At 30.7% G+C, this 22,338-nt stretch carries 20 protein-coding genes and 1 tRNA gene; 12 read left to right on the forward strand and 9 right to left on the reverse strand.

Annotation, left to right across the window (positions count from 1 at the left end):
• Positions 1 to 375: 375 nt before the first annotated feature.
• The 5 genes from KPL55_RS18600 to KPL55_RS18620 form a co-directional block, all read right to left on the reverse strand.
• A complete protein-coding gene (locus KPL55_RS18600; protein ID WP_216308246.1) occupies positions 376 to 1,458 on the reverse strand; it encodes an N-acetylmuramoyl-L-alanine amidase family protein in 1,083 nt (360 codons plus the stop codon).
• A gap of 211 nt (positions 1,459 to 1,669) precedes the next feature.
• A complete protein-coding gene (locus tag KPL55_RS18605) occupies positions 1,670 to 3,676 on the reverse strand; it encodes a methyl-accepting chemotaxis protein (protein WP_216308247.1) in 2,007 nt (668 codons plus the stop codon).
• A gap of 154 nt (positions 3,677 to 3,830) precedes the next feature.
• Positions 3,831 to 3,922, reverse strand: a tRNA-Ser gene (locus tag KPL55_RS18610).
• A gap of 81 nt (positions 3,923 to 4,003) precedes the next feature.
• On the reverse strand, positions 4,004 to 4,624 hold the full coding sequence (locus tag KPL55_RS18615) for a DedA family protein (RefSeq protein ID WP_216308248.1): 621 nt from the start codon (positions 4,622 to 4,624) through the stop codon (positions 4,004 to 4,006).
• Positions 4,617 to 5,000: a hypothetical protein gene (locus KPL55_RS18620; protein ID WP_216308249.1), complete on the reverse strand. Its 384-nt coding sequence runs from the start codon at positions 4,998 to 5,000 to the stop codon at positions 4,617 to 4,619. Before KPL55_RS18620 ends, KPL55_RS18615 begins: the two co-directional genes overlap by 8 nt.
• A 200-nt stretch (positions 5,001 to 5,200) precedes the next feature.
• Here KPL55_RS18620 and KPL55_RS18625 point away from each other — a divergent pair, with 200 nt between their 5' ends.
• The 11 genes from KPL55_RS18625 to KPL55_RS18675 all read left to right on the forward strand — a co-directional run bounded on the left by KPL55_RS18625 (position 5,201) and on the right by KPL55_RS18675 (position 16,775).
• Complete coding sequence (locus KPL55_RS18625) at positions 5,201 to 7,192, forward strand: sigma-54-dependent Fis family transcriptional regulator (RefSeq protein ID WP_216308250.1); 1,992 nt, start codon at positions 5,201 to 5,203, stop codon at positions 7,190 to 7,192.
• Between the two features lie 288 nt (positions 7,193 to 7,480).
• Positions 7,481 to 7,954, forward strand: coding sequence for a Na+/H+ antiporter subunit E (locus KPL55_RS18630; RefSeq protein ID WP_216308251.1), 474 nt, complete (start codon positions 7,481 to 7,483; stop codon positions 7,952 to 7,954).
• Positions 7,947 to 8,216: an MrpF/PhaF family protein gene (locus KPL55_RS18635; RefSeq protein WP_216308252.1), complete on the forward strand. Its 270-nt coding sequence runs from the start codon at positions 7,947 to 7,949 to the stop codon at positions 8,214 to 8,216. The genes KPL55_RS18630 and KPL55_RS18635 overlap by 8 nt, the downstream gene beginning before the upstream one ends.
• Positions 8,213 to 8,533: a monovalent cation/H(+) antiporter subunit G gene (gene mnhG, locus KPL55_RS18640; protein ID WP_216308253.1), complete on the forward strand. Its 321-nt coding sequence runs from the start codon at positions 8,213 to 8,215 to the stop codon at positions 8,531 to 8,533. Before KPL55_RS18635 ends, mnhG begins: the two co-directional genes overlap by 4 nt.
• On the forward strand, positions 8,520 to 8,759 hold the full coding sequence (locus KPL55_RS18645; protein ID WP_216308254.1) for a hydrogenase subunit MbhD domain-containing protein: 240 nt from the start codon (positions 8,520 to 8,522) through the stop codon (positions 8,757 to 8,759). The genes mnhG and KPL55_RS18645 overlap by 14 nt, the downstream gene beginning before the upstream one ends.
• On the forward strand, positions 8,756 to 9,478 hold the full coding sequence (gene mbhE, locus KPL55_RS18650; RefSeq protein ID WP_216308255.1) for a hydrogen gas-evolving membrane-bound hydrogenase subunit E: 723 nt from the start codon (positions 8,756 to 8,758) through the stop codon (positions 9,476 to 9,478). The genes KPL55_RS18645 and mbhE overlap by 4 nt, the downstream gene beginning before the upstream one ends.
• Positions 9,479 to 9,480: 2 nt before the next feature.
• Entirely contained in the window at positions 9,481 to 9,858 is a 378-nt protein-coding gene (locus KPL55_RS18655; RefSeq protein ID WP_216308256.1) for a sodium:proton antiporter, read from the forward strand.
• On the forward strand, positions 9,842 to 11,317 hold the full coding sequence (locus KPL55_RS18660) for a complex I subunit 5 family protein (RefSeq protein ID WP_216308257.1): 1,476 nt from the start codon (positions 9,842 to 9,844) through the stop codon (positions 11,315 to 11,317). Before KPL55_RS18655 ends, KPL55_RS18660 begins: the two co-directional genes overlap by 17 nt.
• Before the next feature lie 16 nt (positions 11,318 to 11,333).
• On the forward strand, positions 11,334 to 12,779 hold the full coding sequence (locus tag KPL55_RS18665) for a proton-conducting transporter transmembrane domain-containing protein (RefSeq protein WP_216308258.1): 1,446 nt from the start codon (positions 11,334 to 11,336) through the stop codon (positions 12,777 to 12,779).
• Between the two features lie 17 nt (positions 12,780 to 12,796).
• Positions 12,797 to 14,809 (forward strand): complex I subunit 5 family protein, encoded by a 2,013-nt coding sequence (locus KPL55_RS18670; protein WP_216308259.1) that lies wholly within the window; start codon positions 12,797 to 12,799, stop codon positions 14,807 to 14,809.
• A 154-nt stretch (positions 14,810 to 14,963) separates the two neighbouring features.
• On the forward strand, positions 14,964 to 16,775 hold the full coding sequence (locus tag KPL55_RS18675; protein WP_216308260.1) for an urease accessory protein UreH domain-containing protein: 1,812 nt from the start codon (positions 14,964 to 14,966) through the stop codon (positions 16,773 to 16,775).
• A gap of 60 nt (positions 16,776 to 16,835) precedes the next feature.
• Here the strand turns inward: KPL55_RS18675 and KPL55_RS18680 are convergent, their stop codons facing one another.
• The gene (locus tag KPL55_RS18680; RefSeq protein WP_216308261.1) at positions 16,836 to 18,155 is read right to left on the reverse strand and encodes an MATE family efflux transporter; all 1,320 of its coding nucleotides are present in this window, start codon (positions 18,153 to 18,155) and stop codon (positions 16,836 to 16,838) included.
• A 91-nt stretch (positions 18,156 to 18,246) separates the two neighbouring features.
• Between KPL55_RS18680 and KPL55_RS26085 the strand changes: the two genes are divergently transcribed.
• Positions 18,247 to 18,381 carry an iron chelate uptake ABC transporter family permease subunit gene (locus KPL55_RS26085; protein WP_376770472.1) on the forward strand — a complete coding sequence of 45 codons (135 nt, stop codon included), beginning with the start codon at positions 18,247 to 18,249 and terminating at the stop codon, positions 18,379 to 18,381.
• A 126-nt stretch (positions 18,382 to 18,507) separates the two neighbouring features.
• On the opposite strand, the gene larA is transcribed toward KPL55_RS26085, so the two are convergent.
• From larA to KPL55_RS18700, 3 genes are all read right to left on the reverse strand, one after another.
• Positions 18,508 to 19,782, reverse strand: coding sequence for a nickel-dependent lactate racemase (gene larA / locus KPL55_RS18690; protein WP_216308262.1), 1,275 nt, complete (start codon positions 19,780 to 19,782; stop codon positions 18,508 to 18,510).
• Between the two features lie 11 nt (positions 19,783 to 19,793).
• A complete protein-coding gene (locus tag KPL55_RS18695) occupies positions 19,794 to 21,317 on the reverse strand; it encodes an L-lactate permease (RefSeq protein WP_216308263.1) in 1,524 nt (507 codons plus the stop codon).
• Positions 21,318 to 22,133: 816 nt separating this feature from the next.
• The coding region (locus KPL55_RS18700) for a hypothetical protein (protein ID WP_216308264.1) at positions 22,134 to 22,338 on the reverse strand (205 nt) is incomplete at its 5' end.

Genomic DNA, 22,338 nt, shown 5'->3' on the forward strand with positions numbered 1-22,338 from the left:
CTCCATTCCTGAAATTAACTATCGTAAATACTCTCAAAGAAGTTATTTTAATAAACCTATGTTATCCAGTGCGTTGTTATAATATTCTTAAAATTCAGAATGTTACATACATACCTTACCATATATATATGCATATTTCAACATTTTCTGACAATAAGTATTATTACAAAGACTGCATAAAGCTATAGACACTTGTTTCATTCTCCTTGGATTAAACTTTAATATAATATCTTCCACGACATCTTCACAATTGATATTGAGCTTTACAATTTAGTACCTATAGGAACACCAGTAAAAATTGTATAAAAAATGCCATTAGCAAGATTACTCTGCTAGTGGCATTTTTAATTGGGGTTTTAGATATATGCAATAACATTATTTTGTGTTATTATTTTCAATTTCGGCATCAGCTAAATATTTTATTATCCCATTAGAGATATTTTGACCAAAGTTCACTAAAGTCGTCTCATTAGAAAGTTTTTTTCTATCTAAAGAATTACTAATGAAGCCACATTCCACAAGTACACTTGGCATTTTAGTGTTTCTTAAAACTGATAAATCATCTCCATGTGTGCTTATGTTTTTCCATGCATCGTTCCTTAACATCTCCTTTTGAATAGCTTGAGCAAGTTTAGCCCTCTCCGTTTGTTGATTACTAGCCTCACCATAGTAATAGGTTGATACACCGTTATACTCATTTTCTGTATTTGAATTAATATGTACAGACACAAATACATCTGCCTTTTCATCATTTGCCAAATTAGATCTTTTAATTAAATCTTGTTTAACTAGCTTGTCCAATAAAACATCTGTGCTTCTTGTAAAAGTAACATTACATCCGTTATATCTCAAATTATCCACCATATATTTAGAAATTTTTAGAGTTAGATCCTTTTCGAATAACTTACCGTAATATGTACCAACATCAACCCCTCCATGTCCGGGATCTACTACTACATTATATTTAAAAGGAATTTTATTCTTTTTTATAAAGATAATTACTTTACTGTGATTTTTGTAATCTAAATGTACATAGTTATCGACCTCTGTTAACTTTTTAAAATTAATTATAATAAGGTCTTTATTTTCTTCGATATTAATTTCACCTAAACTATCTTTGGCTACTTTTTTAATATCAATATCTGATATTTCAGATTTATTTATTGTAATTTGAAACTTACTCTTATCTTCTTTAGAGTTAATCTCATTTATAATTTCAGTACAATTTATAGTATACTTTTTATAGAATTCATTTTCTACAAAGGCAATACTTCCAGTCTTACTTATATCAAGTTCATTATAAACCCCTTTTGCCTCATTCTTACTTCCATTTTTTACAAATAAAGAACTGATCATCAGTATTAAAAGTAAAAATACCGAAACAGTGACTAATCTTCTAATTAAGTATTTAGTTTTTAGTTTGTGTTTGTGTTTATGTTTTGGGCGGATATTAATCATTAGTTCTCTCCTTTTAAATATACTATTATGATTAAACCACAAAACCTATATTTTTTCTATTATTACACTAAGCTATTTAGTACTTATAATAATATTATATCATATTTTTCTTCTATAGATATTTAATATTATAATTACTACTTGCTCACACTAACAAATAATAGCAAAGAAGAACCCAAATCAATTGATTTGCGTTCTTCTTTGCTATTATTTAAATATTGAACTTGTCTATTGATTTTATCATATCCTTACTCATATCATCCAATTTACTCGCAGTAGAAGCTACCTCTTGTGAAGAAGCATCAAGTTCTTGTGATGATGCTGCGATTTGCTGTGAAATAGCAGAATTACCCTCAGCTACATTAGACGAAGTATCTACCCTTTTGATAATACTATCCTTCTCTTTACTTATATCAAGAGCCTCTTTATTTATTTCCTGAATCTGAGGTATAATATCTTCTATTGATATTATGATCTCCTTAAATGAGCTTATTGAAACTTCAATAATGCTTACTTGATTATCCAATTCATCATTAACTACTTCAGTTGTATTAACAACTGCATATGTCTCTTTTGAAATAGCCGATACAAGGTTACTTATATCTTCTGATGATATTTTAGATTGCTCAGCGAGTTTTCTAATTTCATCGGCCACTACTGCAAATCCTTTCCCAAATTCACCTGCTCTAGCCGCTTCTATAGCAGCATTTAAAGCTAGCAAATTTGTTTGGTCTGCAATGCTTTTAATCATTATTGTAATATCATTTATTTTGTTGATATTTGTTCCTAAATCATTAATCTTATTACTAACTTGTTTAAAAGAATCACTTATACTAGCAATAGAAAGATTTACTGATCCCATATTTTCACTATTTATTTTAGCTTGATCATTTATATTTAAAGCATTAGTATTTGTTTTTTCAGTTAATAATACAATCTGTTCTAAGCTGACCCCAAATTTATTAATACTAGCCGACATCTCTAATAAGTTTTCTGCTTGAGAACTCGTACCACTTGCCATACTTTGAATTGCACTTGAAACCTCTGTAGCAGAGGAAGACATCTCCTCCGAAATTGCAGATAAGCCATCCGTACTCTTAGCAATAGTTTCAGAATTACCTTTTATTTCAAGTATTAAGTTTTTCATATTAAATACCATTTTATTAAAATCGTTATATAATTCTCCTACTTCATCCTTAGATTTTACAACTACACTGGTATTTAATTCTCCATTACCAGCTTTTTTCATAGCCGCCATAAGTGCATCTAGCCGTTTTGTAATTTGAAATTTAATAATTAAACCAATACAAAAAATCAGTATAAGTATTGATATTAATATAGTGATTATATTGGTAAATCGCAAAGCATTAAGTTGAGATATAAATTCAGTCTGAGGGTAAACAAGTATAACAATATTATCCCCCACATTTTTGAAAGAAGCATAATTCAAAGATCCATCGTAACTGTAAGTAAACTTACCTTCAATATTTGATAAAATCTCCTTACTCCAAGTCTCCTTTATAATACTCTTACCAATTTGAGCTTTATCTTTATGTGATAATATAATTCCTTTTTTATTAACACTATATGCATATCCAGAACTACCAATATGGATTTTATCAATTAGATTTTGTAATTCCATTTTGTTCATTAATTTTTGTATGGTTTTAGGTTCTATTCCCACTTGCACAATTCCTGGCTTATCAATTCTTGAGACACCGATATATTGAAACAAAGTTTTATCAGTTCCTCTTAATGATGGCTCTTGTGCAATAGTTAATTCCTTATCATTTATTATCTTTAAAAATGGTTTAGTCTGATCTGAAGAATTAAAATCAAACCCTATAAATCCTTTAATGGATCCATTTGTTAAAATCCCTTTATCATCTGTAACATGAATTTCTGAAACTTTAAGTTTATTTGCTAATTCTAGCATCTTATCAGTACTCAAAATAGATTTATCTACAGCAATTAATTCAGCAATTGATTTGGATAAAGCGATATTTTTACTATTTAACTCATCTTCTACTATTTTTCTAGTCTCGTTATTTCCATTTATAGAATCAATCAAGGTATTCATCTGACTATCCAAACTTGAATTAACCATATTTACCACTAAATTATCTCTAGTTTGAAAATAAGTGTATGTACCTGAAATACCTAGGCACAATGTTATTATAACAATTATAGGTAATAAAATTTTATTTGATAATTTCATAACGCATCCCCCTTTTACTAGGCAATATAAACTACAGTAATATTTCAAGCCTTAAAATTAGTCAAATAAAAGTTATTTCAAAAAATACGGGTTCAAATCCTCATAATAAATTAACGCAATAAAAGAACTCGCTTCACAGCGAGTTCTTTAACTTTGGCGGAGAAAGGGGGATTTGAACCCCCGGAACGCGATAAAGCGTTCGCCTGTTTTCGAGGCAGGTACCATAGGCCACTCGGACATCTCTCCATATATTAAGTTTCCTATAGTATTATAACATATTTGGATATTTTTTAAAATAACTTTTTATGTATTAGATTATATTTGGATTTAATTATTAGTTTTATGTTTTTTATTTCTAACTAATTTAATAAAAAAATACAAAACTATAATTAATATTGTCATATAAGTTAAGAATTGTCCAAATTGTGTTACTATGGGTACTATACTCTCCCAAGAATCTCCAAACCAATATCCGAGTCCTAGGTATATACAAGTCCAAAACAATTCACCTAATGCAACAAACAAACTAAATGTCCATAATTTATATTGCGTAATCCCTGCAGCAGCATTCACGAACGGTCCCATAGCCCCCATTATAAATCTAGTAAAAAAAACCGTGCTTCGTCCATATTTATTTAAATAATTTTCAGCTTTTGATATTTTAGAGTCAAAATATTTCCTTATTTTAATGTGTCTATTTAAAATTTTCCCACCAATAATTTTCCACATAATATATGAGATATTGTCTCCAAGCCATGCAAAAAACCATACCTCAAATAAGATAACTACAACATTAAATTCACCTGCATAAGCAAATGCGCCAGATGCTATGACAACTAAAGATGCCCCTGTTGGTATTCCTATACACTGCAAGACAATTATTATTCCTAAAAACCAAATGTTATAGTTCCTAAAACATTCTATTAAAAAATCACTAAACTCACTCATTTTTTTTACCTTCTATATTTATATCATTTTCTATATTTTTATCGCTTTCAATTATTTTCTTCAAATTAATCTTCATCTCATCAGGAGTTTTGTTGTACTTGTCAGCCAAGTCTTTAACATACAAATTTTCATCACCACTACTAGGTGTAATTTCAAGGGTTTTAAAAATAGCTTCTTCAGCCATATTATACCGCTTTGATAACTTTTTTACGGTTATCCATTTATGAGTACTCATATCTCTTATTTGTCTATTTTCTTTATTGGGTATATTAATGTTTTTTATTTGGAAATATATTATCGTAGATTGTCTTATTATTATAAATATTGTTATTACAATAAAAATTGATAAAATACTAATTCTTACATTCTTTTTCATTAAATCCCCTCACGCTAAAAATATTATATTAATTATATTATAATATACTATGAAAGTATATTCAATAAGTGATCTATTGTACTGTCGTAGTTACATTAAAAATTTTTTCAATAAATGTTTTATAATTAGACAAAATAAATTGTAACAGTTATAATTATTTATATATAATTAAGTCAAATCCCTATAAGAGGAGAATTTTTTTGCCAAATAAAAAACTACTTGATAATGATGAAGATATTATTAAAAAATGGCGCTTATTCGTGGCTGAAGGTGTTTTAAATAAAAATGGACTTAGGAATATTATTTTCCAATCTTGGGAGCGAAGCAAACAATATGGTATTGATCCCTTTAAAAAGGATTTTTTAATTGAACTCACTAAAGATGATTTAAAAAATAAATATAAAGAATTTATGCCTCTCTTAGCGGCAGCTAAACCTTTTATGCAAACACTGTACAATTTAATACAAAATTCAGATTTTATGATTCGTTTAACTGATCGAGATGGATATGTGCTAGATCATATTGGAGAAGATAGTTTAATAAAGCAAGATAAATCTCTGGTATTACAAGATGGATATAATATAAAAGAAGAAGTAATAGGCACTAACGCTATTGGGCTTTCATTAATAACTGGCGAGCCTATACAAGTACTTGGTGGAGAACATTATTTACATAAGTACCATAATTGGACTTCGTCTGCCTGCCCAATAAAAGATGAAAAAGGTAGTATCTTAGGAGTGTTAAGTATCACAGGCCACTTCGAATTTGTACATCCACACACTTTAGGTATGGTAATCGCCGCAGCAAATGCCATAGAAAAAGAAATGAAGTTAGAATACTATAATAAAAGGTTAAAAAGAGTTAATGAACAGTTCTATCAAATTACGGAATCAATTTCTGAAGGCATTATTAGAATAGATAATCAAGGTAATATAACTAGTATGAATAGATTTGCAAGAAAACTTTTAGGGTATAGTGTAAAAGAAATTAATAATATGCGTATAAATGACGTCCTATCTACAAATAGCGGTAAGGATATTATCAATGTTTTAAATAAAGGACGCGAGTATCAAGAAGAAGAGTTAGATTTCACTACAAAAATGGGTAGAAACAAAACTTGTATAGTTAATGTTACCCCCATTAAGTTTTTTAGTTCAACGGACCTAGGTGGAGTTATAATTACTTTTAAAGAAAACAAAGTAGTTCTAAATATGATTAATAAAATTGTTGGAGCTAATGCAAGATATACCTTTAGTGACATATTTGGAAAAAGTAAAAGTATAGCCCATTCAATTAACCTTGCAACAATTGCAGCTAAGACTGATGATACTATACTACTTCAAGGCGAGAGTGGCACAGGCAAAGAAATGTTTACACAAGCTATTCATAATGCTAGTCGTAGAAAAGATAGACCATTTGTATTTTTAAATTGTGGAGCTATTCCTCGAGATCTAGTTTCCAGTGAATTATTTGGATATGTTGAAGGTGCTTTTACTGGTGCTAAAAGAGGAGGACATCCAGGTAAATTTGAACTTGCAGATGGAGGCACAATATTTCTCGATGAAATAGGAGATATGCCACTTGACGCTCAGATAAGTTTGCTTAGGGTTTTAGAAGAACGAAACGTTGTAAGGGTTGGAGGTCATGATGTTATACCAATAAATGTTCGAGTTATAGCCGCTACAAACAAAGATTTAAAAAAAGAAGTTGACCTAGGAACTTTCAGAAGTGATTTATTTTATAGAATAAATGTTATGCCAATTTATATTGCTTCACTTAGAGAAAGAAAAGAGGATATCAAGACATTTATTGATTATTATTACGAAAAATTTATAGAAACTAATGATAAAAACATAAACAAAGTAAGTCAGAGCTTTTATGAAGGTATGATTAATTATAATTGGCCTGGCAATGTTCGAGAACTCCAAAACGTTATGCAACTCGTATTGAATGTAGCTGAAAATAATAGCATACTTACAAGTAAGAATTTACCTAGTTATATAATTTACAAGGAAAATATTGGTGTATTAAGTGATACAAGACAACTCCTAACCTTAGATCAAATCGAAAAAAATGCTATAATGCAAACACTTATTGATGTAAATGATAATCTGGCAGCTGCCTCTAGAATATTGGGTATAGGTAGAAGTACTCTTTATAGAAAGATTGAAAAATACAACATCACTATATAGTATACGATACTGTTTTATGTAATCACAGACTCTGTATCACTACGATACACATGTATCGAAATGATACATGTGGTTGCTGTTGAAAACGATTAAGTGCATCATTTTGATACACTTATGTAAAAACAAATATTTTTATTTTTAATTATTTACGCACAATAAAAAATAACAGGTTGCAAACCGTTGAAATTCAATGGCTTGTAACCTTATTTTTTTTCATATAATTTTTGGCATGGTTATTGCTATCATATATAATAAAGTAATTTATTAATTTATAGGGGGATTTCTTGAATGTATTATTGGATAGTATATGTATATCTGTTATTCTGGATTATTTTATCAGAAAATATAAAAACTGAAACTCTTTTTATCGGCATAATAATATGTTTATTAGTTAGAGGTTTAAATAAGGATTTAATGAGTAAACATAAACTCTTTAATTATAAAAATATTGCGAGGTGGATATCTTACACACTCGTGCTAATTAAAGAAATAGTGGTTTCTAATTTGAATGTGGCAAAAATAGTTTTAAGCCCTAAAATGATAATAACACCACAAATAATAACGATTAATACAAAAATAAAATCAAATTTTCATAAAGCAATTTATGCTAATTCAATAACATTAACTCCTGGAACCTTAACTATTTCAATGGATAACGATAATATTGTTGTACATTGTTTGAAAGAGGAATTTGCAAAAGAACTACCTAATTCGATCTTTGAGAAAATAATTTTAAAAGTTGAGGAACACATTTATGAATAAAATATTTACTTTTTCTATTTTATTTCTAGCCTGTACAATTCTTATATGCATGTACAGAGCAATCAAAGGACCATGCGCCGCTGATAGACTAATTGCAATTAATGTCATAGGTACTAAAACTATTGTACTTATTCTTATAGTCTCATTTTTACTTAATGAAACATATTTTGTTGATGTAGCTATAGTATATGCTTTAATTAGTTTTTTGTCCTCTATTGTAATAGCTAAATTTATTGAAAAATCAGGAGGTAAAAATATATGAAAGATATTATTGTAACTATATTTCTTTTGGGCGGGTTATTCTTTTTCATGGTTGGATCGATAGGTATTATACGATTTCCAGACGTGTTTACAAGAGCCCACAGTGCTTCTAAATGTGATACTTTAGGGGCAATTCTATGCCTATCTTCATTAGTAATATTTAAAGGTTTTAGTATGGTTAGCTTAAAAATTATATTAATTCTTATATTTGTTTGGATTGCGAGTCCAACAGCTACGCACTTAATTGCTAAGGCTGAGTTTACAAGGCAATCATCCATCGGGAAAATAAACGGGGTGAAAAAACATGAAGGTCTTTAGTATAATAATGCTGATATTTTTAATAGGCTCTGCAATATCAGTTTCTACTATAAAAAGTTTACTTGGTGCAATAATAGTATTTATGGTTTACAGCCTACTAATGACAATTTTATGGCAACAGCTAAATGCTCCAGATTTAGCAATAACAGAAGCCGCAGTAGGCGCAGGCATCACAACAATTTTATTTATACTTACACTAAAGAGGATTAAAGGAGTAAGAAAATGAAAAAACTTTTATCTATTGGAATTACAATAACATTAATTATAATTTTACTTTTAGGAGTTAATGAGTTGCCTAAATTTGGACAATATAATAACCCTGCTAATAATGAAGTTTCTCATTATTATATTGAAAAAACCCCAGAAGAAACTGGTGCTATGAATATAGTTACAGGTATTATTTTGGATTACCGTGCCTTTGACACTTTTGTTGAAGCAAGTGTATTGTTTACTGCTTCAATTATAGTCTTGTTACTTTTAAAAAAGGAAAAACCCTCACCAGATACTATTTCTGATGTTACTGTCATTAAAAGTACTATATTAAAAGAAGTAAGTAAAGTGTTAATACCCTGCATTCAGATTTTTGGCATTTATATAATCTTTTATGGGCATCTAAGCCCAGGAGGTGGATTTGCAGGTGGAACAATTATAGGAACAAGTTTTATCTTATATAGAATCGTCTATGGAAAAAAATTTACAGATAAAAAATTACCATACTCAATATTAATAAACTACCTGTGCGGAGCAATTATTTTTTATGGATTACTAAAAGGATATAGTTTTATAACTGGTGGAAACCATCTTGACATGCCTCAGCCAGGTTTAGGCACAGCAGGTAATATACTAAGTGGTGGTTTCTTATTACCATTAAACATATTAGTAGGACTTATTGTTGCAATTACTATATACTTTTTTTTCACTTTATTTGACGGAGGAGAAATTTAATTATGGAAGGTATAATAAATAATTATTATGAAACTGGCTCAATTATATTATTCGGAATTGGGTTTGCAATACTATTATTGCATAATAATTTAATAAAAAAAATAATTGGAATGAATATAATGGATACAGCAGTTTTTTTATTTTTTATTGCCAAAGGATATATCATAGGACTCGATGCTCCAATTATTATAGGCGTGCATAAAGGAGTTCAAGGTTATATCAATCCTGTCCCTTCCGCCCTAATGCTTACTGGTATAGTTGTAGCTGTTAGTACAACAGCATTTGCACTTGCGTTAACAATAAAATTGTATGAAGGATACGGTACCATTGAATTAGATGAAATTATGAAAACAAGGGGTGAGTATGATGAGCTTCATTAAAGGTTTTCCACTTATTATTATACTAATATTATTTATTACAGCATTTATAATGCCTTTAATAAAAAAAACAAAGATTGTTAAGGGCGTTAGTTTAATATCAATGTCTTTATCAATGATCTTAGCGCTAATAAATTTAGTTTTTGTTATTAATAACGGTGAATATTTATATAGAATTGGACATTTTAATGCACCATATGGAATTGAATTTCGTATTGGAATAATTGAGGCTATGATGGGTTTACTTTTTTCATTTGTTGCACTTATGATAATTTGGTATTCAGTCTATGTTATAGAAAAGGAAATTAAAGAATCGAAAGTATCTTTATACTATTTACTTATAAACATTTTAATAGGTTCCTTATTAGGAGTAGTATATTCTAATGATTTATTTAATTGTTTTGTGTTTATAGAAGTAGGAACCCTAGCATCCTGTGGCACTATTATCGTTAAAGACAAAAAAGAAAATATAAAAGCAACTTTAAAATATTTAATTATGAGTTGTTTAGGATCAGGCCTTGTTCTCATGGGAATTGCTTATTTATATTCAATGACTGGACATTTGAATATAAACTACATCCATAAAGAACTAATTAAAACATACCTTAATTACCCAAATGCAGTACTAATTGCAATTGTTTTATTCATTATTGGTCTCGGAGTTAAGAGTGCTATGTTTCCACTTCACAACTGGCTTCCGGACGCACATTCAAGTGCACCATCATCTTCAAGTGCAATTTTATCTTCCTTAGTCCTAAAAGCATTTGTTTTACTTATGATTAAGGTATTATATAGAGTTTTTGGGATTGAAATACTTAATCACTTTTCAGTATTAAATATCATCCTTATATTAGGAAGTCTAGGCATGATAATGGGCTCGATTTTTGCTATCTTTCAAAAGAATATAAAACGGGTTATAGCTTATTCTACTGTGGCGCAAATGGGTTATATATTTTTAGGTATAGGTCTTGGTAGTGATATAGGAGTTTCAATTGCTATATTTCATATTATTGGTCACGCACTAACAAAATCGGCTCTATTTTTATCAGTTGGTGCAATGATAGAACAAACTGGCCACAAAAGCCTAGATCATCTAAAGGGGATAGGGAAAGAAATGCCCTTTACATTAGGATTATTTTCTATTGGTGCTTTATCTATGATAGGAATTCCAATATTGCCTGGATTTATTAGTAAGTGGCACTTATCTTTAGCATCTATATCAGCTGGAAACACTATTTTAATTGCAGTAATCTTGATAAGCAGTTTATTAAATGCTGTATATTACTTCCCAATTGTTATAAATGGTTATTTTGGAGAAGACAATTTAAAAGGTAAAATATATAAATCTAAGAGCAAACCTTTAAAAGAATTGATGCCCGTAATTTTCCTAGTGATTTCTATGATTTCTGTAGGGCTCGCCTCTAGCGGTATTATAAATTTAATTAGTCTAGGATTTCAGTAGAGGAGGTGCTTATCAATTGAATAATATAGCAATCATAATACCAATATTGTTTCCATTTATATTAGCAATAATTATGGCAACAATGGACTTAGGTGAAAAAAAAAGAAATGTTTTTGTTAGCATTGGTGTTATATTAAATTTTATTTTTCTAGTTACTATATTTTATATATTTGGGAAAAGTAGAGTTCATCTAATTAAAATAAATGGATTTTTAGATATTTACTTTAAGATAGATAAATTAAGCATAGTATTTTCTTTATTAGTCGCAATTTTATGGATTTTTACTACCTTCTACGCCATGGAATATATGAAACACGAAGGTAAGGAAAGACGATTCTATACTTTTTTTCTTGCAACACTAGGAGTAACAATGGGAATTGCCTTTTCAGGAAATCTTATAACTCTTTATGCTTTTTATGAGTTTCTTACACTATCGACCTTTCCACTCGTAATCCATGCAGACTCAAAAGAAGCTTTGAAAAGTGGTAAAAAATATCTAATATACTCCTTTGTAGGAGCTACATTGGTTTTGCTTGGAATGGTTTTATTGTTCAGTGTTACTAATGATACAACATTTAATGCCCATGGTATTTTGCCAGCACTTACAGGCGATAATAAAGGTCTATATTTAGTTAGCTATGTTGCTATGTTTTTAGGATTTGGGGTTAAAGCAGCACTGGTTCCCTTTCATTCATGGCTACCTGCAGCAATGGTTGCACCAACACCGGTCAGTGCACTTCTTCATGCAGTGGCAGTTGTAAAATCAGGTATTTTTGCTATTCTTCGTATGAGCTATTTTATATTCGGAGCAGAAATAATTAGGGATCTTCATGTAAATATATTTTTAAGTATTCTAATTGTACTTTCAATTTTAATGGGATCATTCTTAGCATTGCATCAAGAAAATTTAAAAAAGAGATTAGCTTACTCAACTATTAGCCAATTAGGATATATTCTACTAGGTATCGTTTTGCTAAATGAAGACGCCTTTGTTGGAAGTCTGCTTCATTTAATTAATCATGCAGTAATTAAGATTGTTCTGTTTTTCTGTGTTGGAGCAATAATGTACACTACAGGTAAAACTAATATTAGTCAAATCAGAGGTATTGGCAAACAGATGCCAATAACAATGGGCTGTTTTGCCATAGCTTCCATATCACTAATAGGTATCCCCCCAACAAATGGTTTTGTTAGTAAATGGTATCTTGCGCAAGGTGGACTTACATCAGGGAAAATGATCTTTCCTGCAATATTGCTTTTAAGCGCATTATTAACTGCCTTATACCTCCTGCCGATTATAACAGAAGCCTTTTTTAAAAAAGGGGATGATATTATAGTTAAAGATGCACCAATTAAAATGTTAATTCCTATAGTTTTGATAACCGTAATAGTTGTTTTACTAGGATTATTTCCTAATATGGTTATCCCATTTATACAAGAAATTGCTAGCGATGTACTTTAGGAGAGGAGGGTATTATATTGAATTCAACTATTTATTTACTATTTATTTTGCTATTCCCTTTAATAGGATCATTTATAGGGTTCGCTATAGGAATGAGAAGTGAAAAGTATAGAGATATCTTTAATGTTGTTATGACAACTATTATATTTTTGGTTACTAGCATGTTGTATAAATATGTTTCAGTACAAACGATAGAAGTATCTATACCTTATGTTATGGGTAAGGGTCTTCATTTGAAATTAGACATGTTTAGATATGTGTTTGTTTGGCTTACATCTGTAATCTGGTTATTAACTACGATATACTCAACACAGTATTTAGTAAATCATAAAAATAGAAATAGGTATTATTTGTTTTTTATGTTAACCCTAGGAAGCGCTATTGGTATTTTCATATCAGAAAATTTTTTAAATTTATTTACTTTTTTCGAAATTATGTCTTTTACGTCATATGCACTAATAATTAACGACGAAGATGAATATTCGCATGAAGCGGGCAATACTTACATTGTAATGGCCGTGACTGGTGGGCTTATTTTACTTATGGGATTATTCCTGCTATACAATTCTACGCAAACGTTGGACATCAGCGAACTTAGCTCTAGCGTAGGACATTTAGGCAATATAAAGTATCTTATTGTAACTTTGATCATCATAGGATTTGGCGTAAAGGCGGGTATGGTACCCCTGCATATATGGTTGCCAAAGGCCTATACAGCAGCTCCCACACCTGCAACAATTGTTTTATCTGCTATTTTAGCTAAAACAGGAATATTTGGAATTATAGTAACTATTGAAGTAATTATGAGTGGTGATTTTATAATATCCATTATTATTCTAGTTCTGGGTTTTCTAAATATGTTTATTGGTGGTTTTCTAGCAATTATGCAACGAAATATTAAAAGAATTCTCGCATATAGTAGTATGAGCCAAATTGGTTATATTCTTGTTGGAATAGGACTCATAGGCATTTTGAAGGAACACAGAACTATCGCTATTTATGGTACATTGTATCATGTTATAAATCATGGAATTTTTAAGGCTTTATTATTTATGGGTACAGGCACCATTTATATGGTATTAAATGAGGTTAGTATAAATAAAATAGGTGGTTTTGGTATTAATAAACCCTTATTAAAGATGATATTTTTTATAGGTGTTTTATCAGTTATAGGGATGCCTGGTTTCAATGGTTTCACTAGCAAAACTCTGTTACATGAGGCTCTTATTGAGGCTCAGCATATGTATGGAGGAATATTTTTCAAATCATGTGAAGTTGTGTTTATAATAAGTAGTAGTTTTACAGTAGCTTATTTACTTAAATTATTTGTAGCTGTATTTATAGATAAAAGCACTAATGATATCCAAAAGGTAAAGGCAAAGATAACTAAAATTACACTTTTTCCAATGATTATGTTAAGTTTATTGAGTGTTTATATTGGATTTAACCCTAACACAATATTACATGTATTGGATAAATCTTTAAAGCCATTTGGGAATGCACACCCAATAGCTGTTGATTTCTACACTTTCACTAATGTTAAAAGTTCGATAATTATAATATTAATCGGTATCATGATATATACAGTATTTATAAGGCGAGTACTAAAAAAAGGTGAAGGAAGTAATTGGTATTATGTTAACCCAACACTAAACTGGCTAAATCTAGAGAAACATATATATGTACCAATAGGAAAAAGTGTAATTTTTATTAGCACATATATTTTCCATATAGTTGATGGTGCAGTAATTAACAGTGTTGCTTTTATAGGTAATGGTGTTGATTCATTTAGCAAAATGGAAATTGATTATGGAAAATCTATTATTATAAAAATGAAAAGTCGGTTTATTACCTTATTTAGCCGTGGAGATATTAACAAATTTAAAATTGATGAGCATAAGGAAACGTCAGAACTAATAAATATAAAAAGAAAAATAGAAGACATAGGCTATAACATGAACAGTTTAACTTATTCTCTATTTATATTTGGAATTGTTCTCATAGTCTGCTTAATATTTCTAATGTCTTAATAAATTTATATATTTATTAAAATCATTTATCTTTATATAATCTACACATCTTTTTTCTATAATAATTATAGTTACATATTCAAAAAACTTTTATGATAAAAATTCATTGAATAAAATATAAAATATTCTAATAAAGGTTTTAGGAGGGAAAAGTGTGAGCATTATAAAAGAAAAAATTAAAGTCTTTGGCATGACGTGTATATCCTGCGAGTCAAGAGTTGAAAAAGCCGTTAAGAAAATAGTCGGTGTAAAAACAGCTAAGGCAAATTTCAGTGGTCAATTTCTAAATGTAGAGTATGATACAGTTCTATGTAGCTCCGAAAAGATTAAAACTAATATAAAATTGGCCGGTTATAGCACTGAAAGCTCTAATAATTACAAAATAATAGGTATGCTTATAATTGTTGCCGCAATTGCATTAATTGGAAATACCTCTGGTGGAATTGATATGGAATCCAAACTAAATGGTGCTACATATTTCGTTCTATTCATTGTTGGGGCTCTTACATCAATACATTGCGTAGGTATGTGTGGAGGAATAGCACTATCTCAAAGCATAAATAAAGATAGCAAAAGTAAATTTGATTCCATAAAACCTGCCCTTTTATACAATGCAGGTAGAGTTATATCTTATACAATAATCGGTGGACTAGTTGGTGCTCTAGGTTCAGTACTTTCACTTTCAATATCAATTAAAGCAGGGCTTCAAATCTTTGCTGGGGTCTTTATGATAGTAATGGGACTTAATATGGGTGGCTATAGTATTTTTAGAAAGTTAAATATAAAACTTCCCTGGTCATCTTGCTCAATTAAGAAAAAGCCAAAAGCTCCTTTCTTAGTAGGTGTTGTAAATGGACTTATGCCCTGTGGTCCACTTCAAACAATGCAACTATATGCTTTAGGAACTGGGAGCGCACTAAACGGTGCATTATCAATGTTAGTATTTTCTCTTGGAACAGTACCTTTAATGTTAACTTTTGGTGTTTTATCAGGTCTCATTAGCAAAGGATATACAAAAACTCTATTGAAATTTAGCGGAATATTAGTTGTAGTTCTAGGTATCATAATGGGAACTAGAGGACTAGCACTAGCAGGCATAAATGTACCATCAACTTCTACTATAGCTGCTAGCCTTTCGGGTAACAAAACATCACAGAAAACTTCAACTGCCCCTACCAAACCAACTATAGAAAATGGAGTTCAAATAATTAGAATGACAGCCGATGGCGCTGGGTACACACCTAATGGCCTATATGTTCAAAAAAACATTCCTGTGAAATGGATAATAGATGGCAAAGCATTAAATTCCTGTAATAGTCAAATAATTGCACCTTCATTGGATATTCAAAAAAACTTAAAACCTGGCGAAAATGTAATTGAATTTACGCCAAAGGACAAAGATATAAACTTCAGCTGTGGAATGGGTATGATCCGCGGAGTAATTAAAGTGGTTGATAATATAGAAACTGTTGATACTTCAAAAGTTGATTCTTCTGTGCCTGCCCCATCCTCTGGAATGTCTTGTTGCACCGAAGATGCCTCGACTGATAACACTCCCCAAACCACAAGCATTTATGGTACAGACCTTAGTAAAGTTGAAACTAGTAGGTTGATTAAAAAAGCTGTGATTTTAGGAAGCAATCAAACTATTTCAATTAAAGGTACAGGATATGAATTTGAGCCATTAATTGCGGTGGTAGCCAAAAATGTTAATACAACCATGAGTTTTGATTTAGTTGATTTCGACAATCCGCAAGGAACCTTTGAAATTGCTTCATCAGACACCGGTACAAATATTACTACCTTTGAAGGTAAAAAAGGTACTGTTAAGATAAACACTCCTTTTGCTAAAACTGGTATCTACTCAATTATAAAGGATGGCAATATTGTAGGTGGTGTACTTGTTATAGATGATTTAAAAAATGCTGATTTAGAAAAGATTAGACAAGATTATGTAGGCAATTAAATTTTATAGGCATATGAAATTGAAAATATAATATTTTCAGTTTCATATGCCTATTTTTTACTAGTACGTGCTTCTATGTTTTATGCAAAGCGGAATTTCATATGTTAACATTACTATCCATCCAGCTAAGCAACTTAGTGCAACTCCAACAATTCCCATCTTAGGAATAAGTAAATATGCAAATAGTACCCTTGCAACTATTTGTACGAAAGTTGACCGTAAAGTAACTTTTAAATCCCCCATGCCTCTAAAATATCCTTGTATTCCATTGGTCCAACTTGGTAGTATATAGAAAAAAGCCATAAGCTGAAGATATATTACGCCAAACTCTACAACCTTCGAGTCTTTGCTTGGCACAAATAATTGCATAAGATTTTGAGCTCCAAAGTATACCACTATCCCAATTAAACCCCAATATATAGTTTCTAATTTCATGCCTATCCAGAAACCTTGTTTAATACGTTTATGTTTTTTAGCCCCCCTATTTTGAGCTAGGAATGTTGTCATTGCAACCGCTATGCTTTGCTGTGGCGTGAAAGCGAAATCATCTACACGATTAACTGCGTTAAAAGTTGCAATAGCATCTACTCCTAATGGGTTAATTGCACCCTGGACTAAAACCTTGCCAACATACAGGCAGGTTTGTTGCATGGCGCTAACCCAGCTGTATTTTGCTGTAATGTTAAGAAGGGCCCTATCTAGAACTATTTCTTCCTTTGAAAAATGGAGCATAGGAACTTTTTTATAAACATAAATAAAACAAAATATACTTGAAAGCATTTCAGCAATTACTGTAGCAATAGCGGCTCCATTTACCCCCATTTTAAAGATAATTACAAACATAAGATCCATTACAACGTTTAAAACTGAAGCTATACTTAGAAAAATTAGTGGAGTTTTTGAATCTCCAATACTGCGTAGTGTTGAAGCAAAGACATTATATAGAAAAGTAAAAATTAGTCCAAAGAATATAATTCTAAGGTAACTTGTAGCCGCAAGAAGGATTTCCTCTGGTGTATTAATTAATCTTAAAATTGGTTTTGTTAGAATTACACATATGATAATCAGTAGCAACGTAAATATAAATCCGGCTATCATAGTAGTAGAAACCTCTCGTTTAAATTTCTTTATATTGCCTTCTCCAAAATATTCACTCATTAAAACAGAAGCACCGGTGCAAATCCCAATTATAAAAAAAATAGTGATATTTATAATTGGATTAGCAGTACCAACTGCCGCTAGAGCCTCAGTACCCGCAAACCTCCCAACGATGATAGAATCCGCGGCATTATAACTTAGCTGAAATAGATTTGCTAATATGAGCGGAATCGTAAACCGAATTAACTGCTTTGAGATGTTACCAGTTGTCATGTCTGTCATTAAGAGAGTCACCATCCATTCTTATATGTAAAAGATATAAAAGCTATAACTAAAATTCGTAATCATAGAATTAAATTATACCATTATTTCCATTAGTTTTGTGCGCATATTTGCTTGTTATAGCGATATATTAGCTAGGATGATAAATCAACATGAAACTCCTATTGTCGCTCTAACAGCATTATTAGGTGTACTCTTCTTCATTTATTTAATTATGAAGGACTAATTATTAAACTTTAATTATTAAACTTAGTATAAATATTTCTCTCTAGTAATTATATTAATAACAAAAATAAAGTGAAGCAGAGATTAACGTCTGCTTCACTTTATTTTCACCTTATAAGTTTCAATGTTATCTTACAATAACTGAAACTCCATCTGGTATTACTGATATACTAGCATCATTTCCTTTTATTTCGAAAGCTCTTTCAAGTGCTTCTTCAAAGGTAAATGCATGCTGCATATGCATTTTCTTTATCATTTCAGGGTCACACATATCTGTAACAAGAATTACTGTAAACTTGTCAAGTATACGCGCAAGAATCTGAAATTCCCATTGATCCGGTGCTGTATCATTTCTTCCTACTTTAATTACCCTATCCAGAACTTCTCTCGGACTCTTAGCATTTGCTATATTGTCATAAAATGACTGACCCCCATGTCCATCATTACATGCAGACACCATTATTATAACTCCACCATCTTTACATGTTGCTTCAGCTGCTGTCATACCTTTTACAGACTGATATATATTTTGGTCTAGTGGATATCCTCCATTAGTTGATATAGCTATATCTGCTTTAACAGCTTTAACTGATGCTAGTTCCATAACAAATTTGCATCCTTCTACATGTGCAAGTTCACTATCCCCTGCAAATGCATTTATAACATTCTTCTCACTGTCTATTACAACATTCAATATGAAAGCGAGCTTAGCTTCCTTAGCTGCATATAACATATCTCTGTGGATCGGGTTATTTTCAATAACTCCAGACCTAGCATATTCACTCGCTATAAATTCCGAGCAATGGTTTGCCATAACTGTTTTAGCCGATGCCACTCCAGGAAGCACACTTTTACGTCCTCCTGAAAATCCTGCGAAGAAATGTGGCTCTATAAATCCTTCTGAAATTAGAAGCTCAGCATCCATCGCAATCTTATTAAGCAATAGTTCTCCACCAGATGGAAGTGTACCAACGCTGACCATACTGCTATAATCCTCTGATACATGATTTACAATAACTTCATTATCTACAATTTCCTGACCAAATTTATTGATCATTTCCTCTTTTGTAGTAGGTCTATGGAAACCAGTTGCAATTAATATAGTTATTTTAACGTTCGGATTTGCTTTTCTAATTCTTGAAAGAAGTATTGGTAGTGTTACTTTACTTGGCACAGGTCTAGTATGATCACTAGTTATCAACACTAAGTTTTGTACACCTTTAACTAGATCTTCTAGTTTTGCACTACCAATAGGATTATCAAGTGCTTTATTAACAATTTCTTCTTGAGTTATTTCTACTTTGTACGCATGAGCTTTTGATTCAAGTATTGCCCTTAAATTTTTATTTGGAACGTCTATTTCTAAAAATCGCTTCGAATATGGTATTTTGATTTTAGTCATTTATATTCCTCCTACATTGTAAAGTATTTTGCACCAAAGTATACAATTAATCCTAGGATTGCTACATACACTAGGCAAAATTTAAGTGTTGCTTTTAATATCTTACCTTCAGCACCTACTATTCCTGTGGCTGCTGTGGCAACTGCAATACTTTGAGGTGATATCATTTTTCCGGCTGTTGCTCCCCCTGTATTAGCAGCCGCTAACCAATAGGGACTCATATGCAGATTTTTCGCAACTTCAACTTGAAGTGGACCGAACAATACATTAGCAGATGTATCACTACCAGTTACAAATGTACCTAGCGCTCCTATGATTGGAGCAAATAAAGGGTAAAAGCTTCCGGTTGCTGCAACTAAAACTACAGCTATAGATGTTATCATTCCACTATAACTCATTACCTTTGCAAGAGCTACTATTGCAAGTATTGTTACTGCTGATTTAGACATTTGTTTACATGTATCTGTAAATACTTTTACTATTTCGCTAGCCTTTGCCCCTTGAATAAGTCCCCCTATAAATGTTGCGAGAATTATAAGTGTTCCAGGATTTGCAATCCATGTAAAGGTACTAAGCTTCGCATGAGGCCCTGTGTATATTTGAAAAGAAGTTTTTATAGTTGATAATGGTTTATTTATTGCTGGAACTAAAGTGCTTGTAACTAGTATAAAAGTCAATATTAATATAAAAGGTACCCACGCTACTATTGCCTGCTTTGTAGATATAAGAACCTTATCTTTAGCTGCGGTTTTTTTATAAAATACTTTAGCTATTGTAACTGTTACAATAAGACATACCAGTGAACCAATTAAAGCTGGAAGTTCAGCTCCCATATATTTTGCAACTAAAAGTTCTGGTATTGCAAAAGCTAATCCTGATGCAAGTGAAATAAGTACTACTCCCTTAATTGCCTTAACACTTTTACCTGTGAGCATTACTAAAAGTAAGGGCACAATCACAATTAATACAAATAATTGAATTCCAACTGCATAACTTAAAGTAACTGGATCAATTGCTGCAACTTTTGCAAGTGTCGTAACAGGTAACCCAATAGCTCCAAAAGCAGTTGGTGTTGTATTTGCAATAAGACAAATAATTGCAGCAAATATTGGATCAAATCCAAGTGCGGCTAATATACTTGCTGGTATTGCAACTGCTGTACCAAATCCTGCAATGGCTTCAAGAAAGCCTCCGAAACCCCAAGCAACAATTAAAACTAATATTCTCCTGTCAGTTGTAATTCCTGTCATCATATTCTTAATAACATCCATACTTTTTGTATGAATAGAAAGATTGTAGGTAAACACTGCTGCTATTATTACAACAATAATTGGCCATAATGCCAGTGCTGCGCCCTCAAGAGTTGCTGTAAGCGCTTGTCCTACCGGCATCTTCCAAACTACTATTGCCAGTATTATTGTAAGTAAAAGTGTAATAGTACAGGTTTTATGTCCTGGCATTTTTAAAACACCTAGTGACACCATAAGCCATACAATTGGAATAAGTGCAATGAAAAATAATAAATAAATATTCATATCTTATTATCTCCTTTAATTAGTAAGATTAGTTGCATTTTTGAAATCGACTACATGAAAGCATTATAGATAGCCAACACCTTTAACGATATTGGCGATATAATTTAATATCTTTAAACGTTTGCAATATACATATATTTTAATTTTCCTCCTGCATTATGCATATAATTCTAAAAATTAATTAGTGGTATCATGGTCTGACCTTTTATTAATTAATACTAACACACTATTTAGAATATTTCTATATTAGTTAACTAGTTAACAATGTTTATTTTTAAAATTTGTTAAAATTATTATATTTATTAATACTCTCACTTTTAATATTACTTATACCTTTATGATTTTAACTTAACTGAAATAACAATTACCTAAGTGTTCGACAACTAGAATATCTTTATACCTTTATTAAAATCACTATATCTTATTCTTTATGATCTCTCCAAGCCCCTTAACTACGGCTTTATCATAAGCTATTCCTTAATATTAATAAATTATATATTTATTTTTTTCATTTTTATAATGTTTAACATAATAATAAGAATTTCATAAAACACTAATACAGTGCTAACAACATAATGTTTTTACTCACAGAATGTTATAGTATTTTTGCAACAAAATTTATACTGGAAGTAATATAACTTAATATATTGTAAAAATTTCTTAAAACGTTTACATGATAAGGACGACAATGATAATATTTTAACACTGTTATTATTGTTATTAATACCAATTAAACGTGAACTACATGTTAATCTAGTATCTTTTTAAACTAAAAGAAACCACTTAGGGTTTCCTTTAGTTACAATTCTTATATTATTATTGGTTAGCTAACTTCTTATATCCTGCTAATCTTTCTACAGCATCTTTTTCTGTTTTAACAAATAATTCTTCTGCTACTTCTGGGAAACTTTTAGCAAGTGAAGAATATCTAACTTCGCCCATTAAGTATTCTCTAAATGAAGTAGTAGGTTCTTTAGAATCTAATATAAACGGATTCTTTCCTGCTTCTTTAAGATCTGGA

Origin of the sequence: Clostridium lacusfryxellense (genome assembly GCF_018861735.1) — a bacterium.
GTDB classification, from domain to species: Bacteria; Bacillota; Clostridia; order Clostridiales; family Clostridiaceae; genus Clostridium_AD; species Clostridium_AD lacusfryxellense.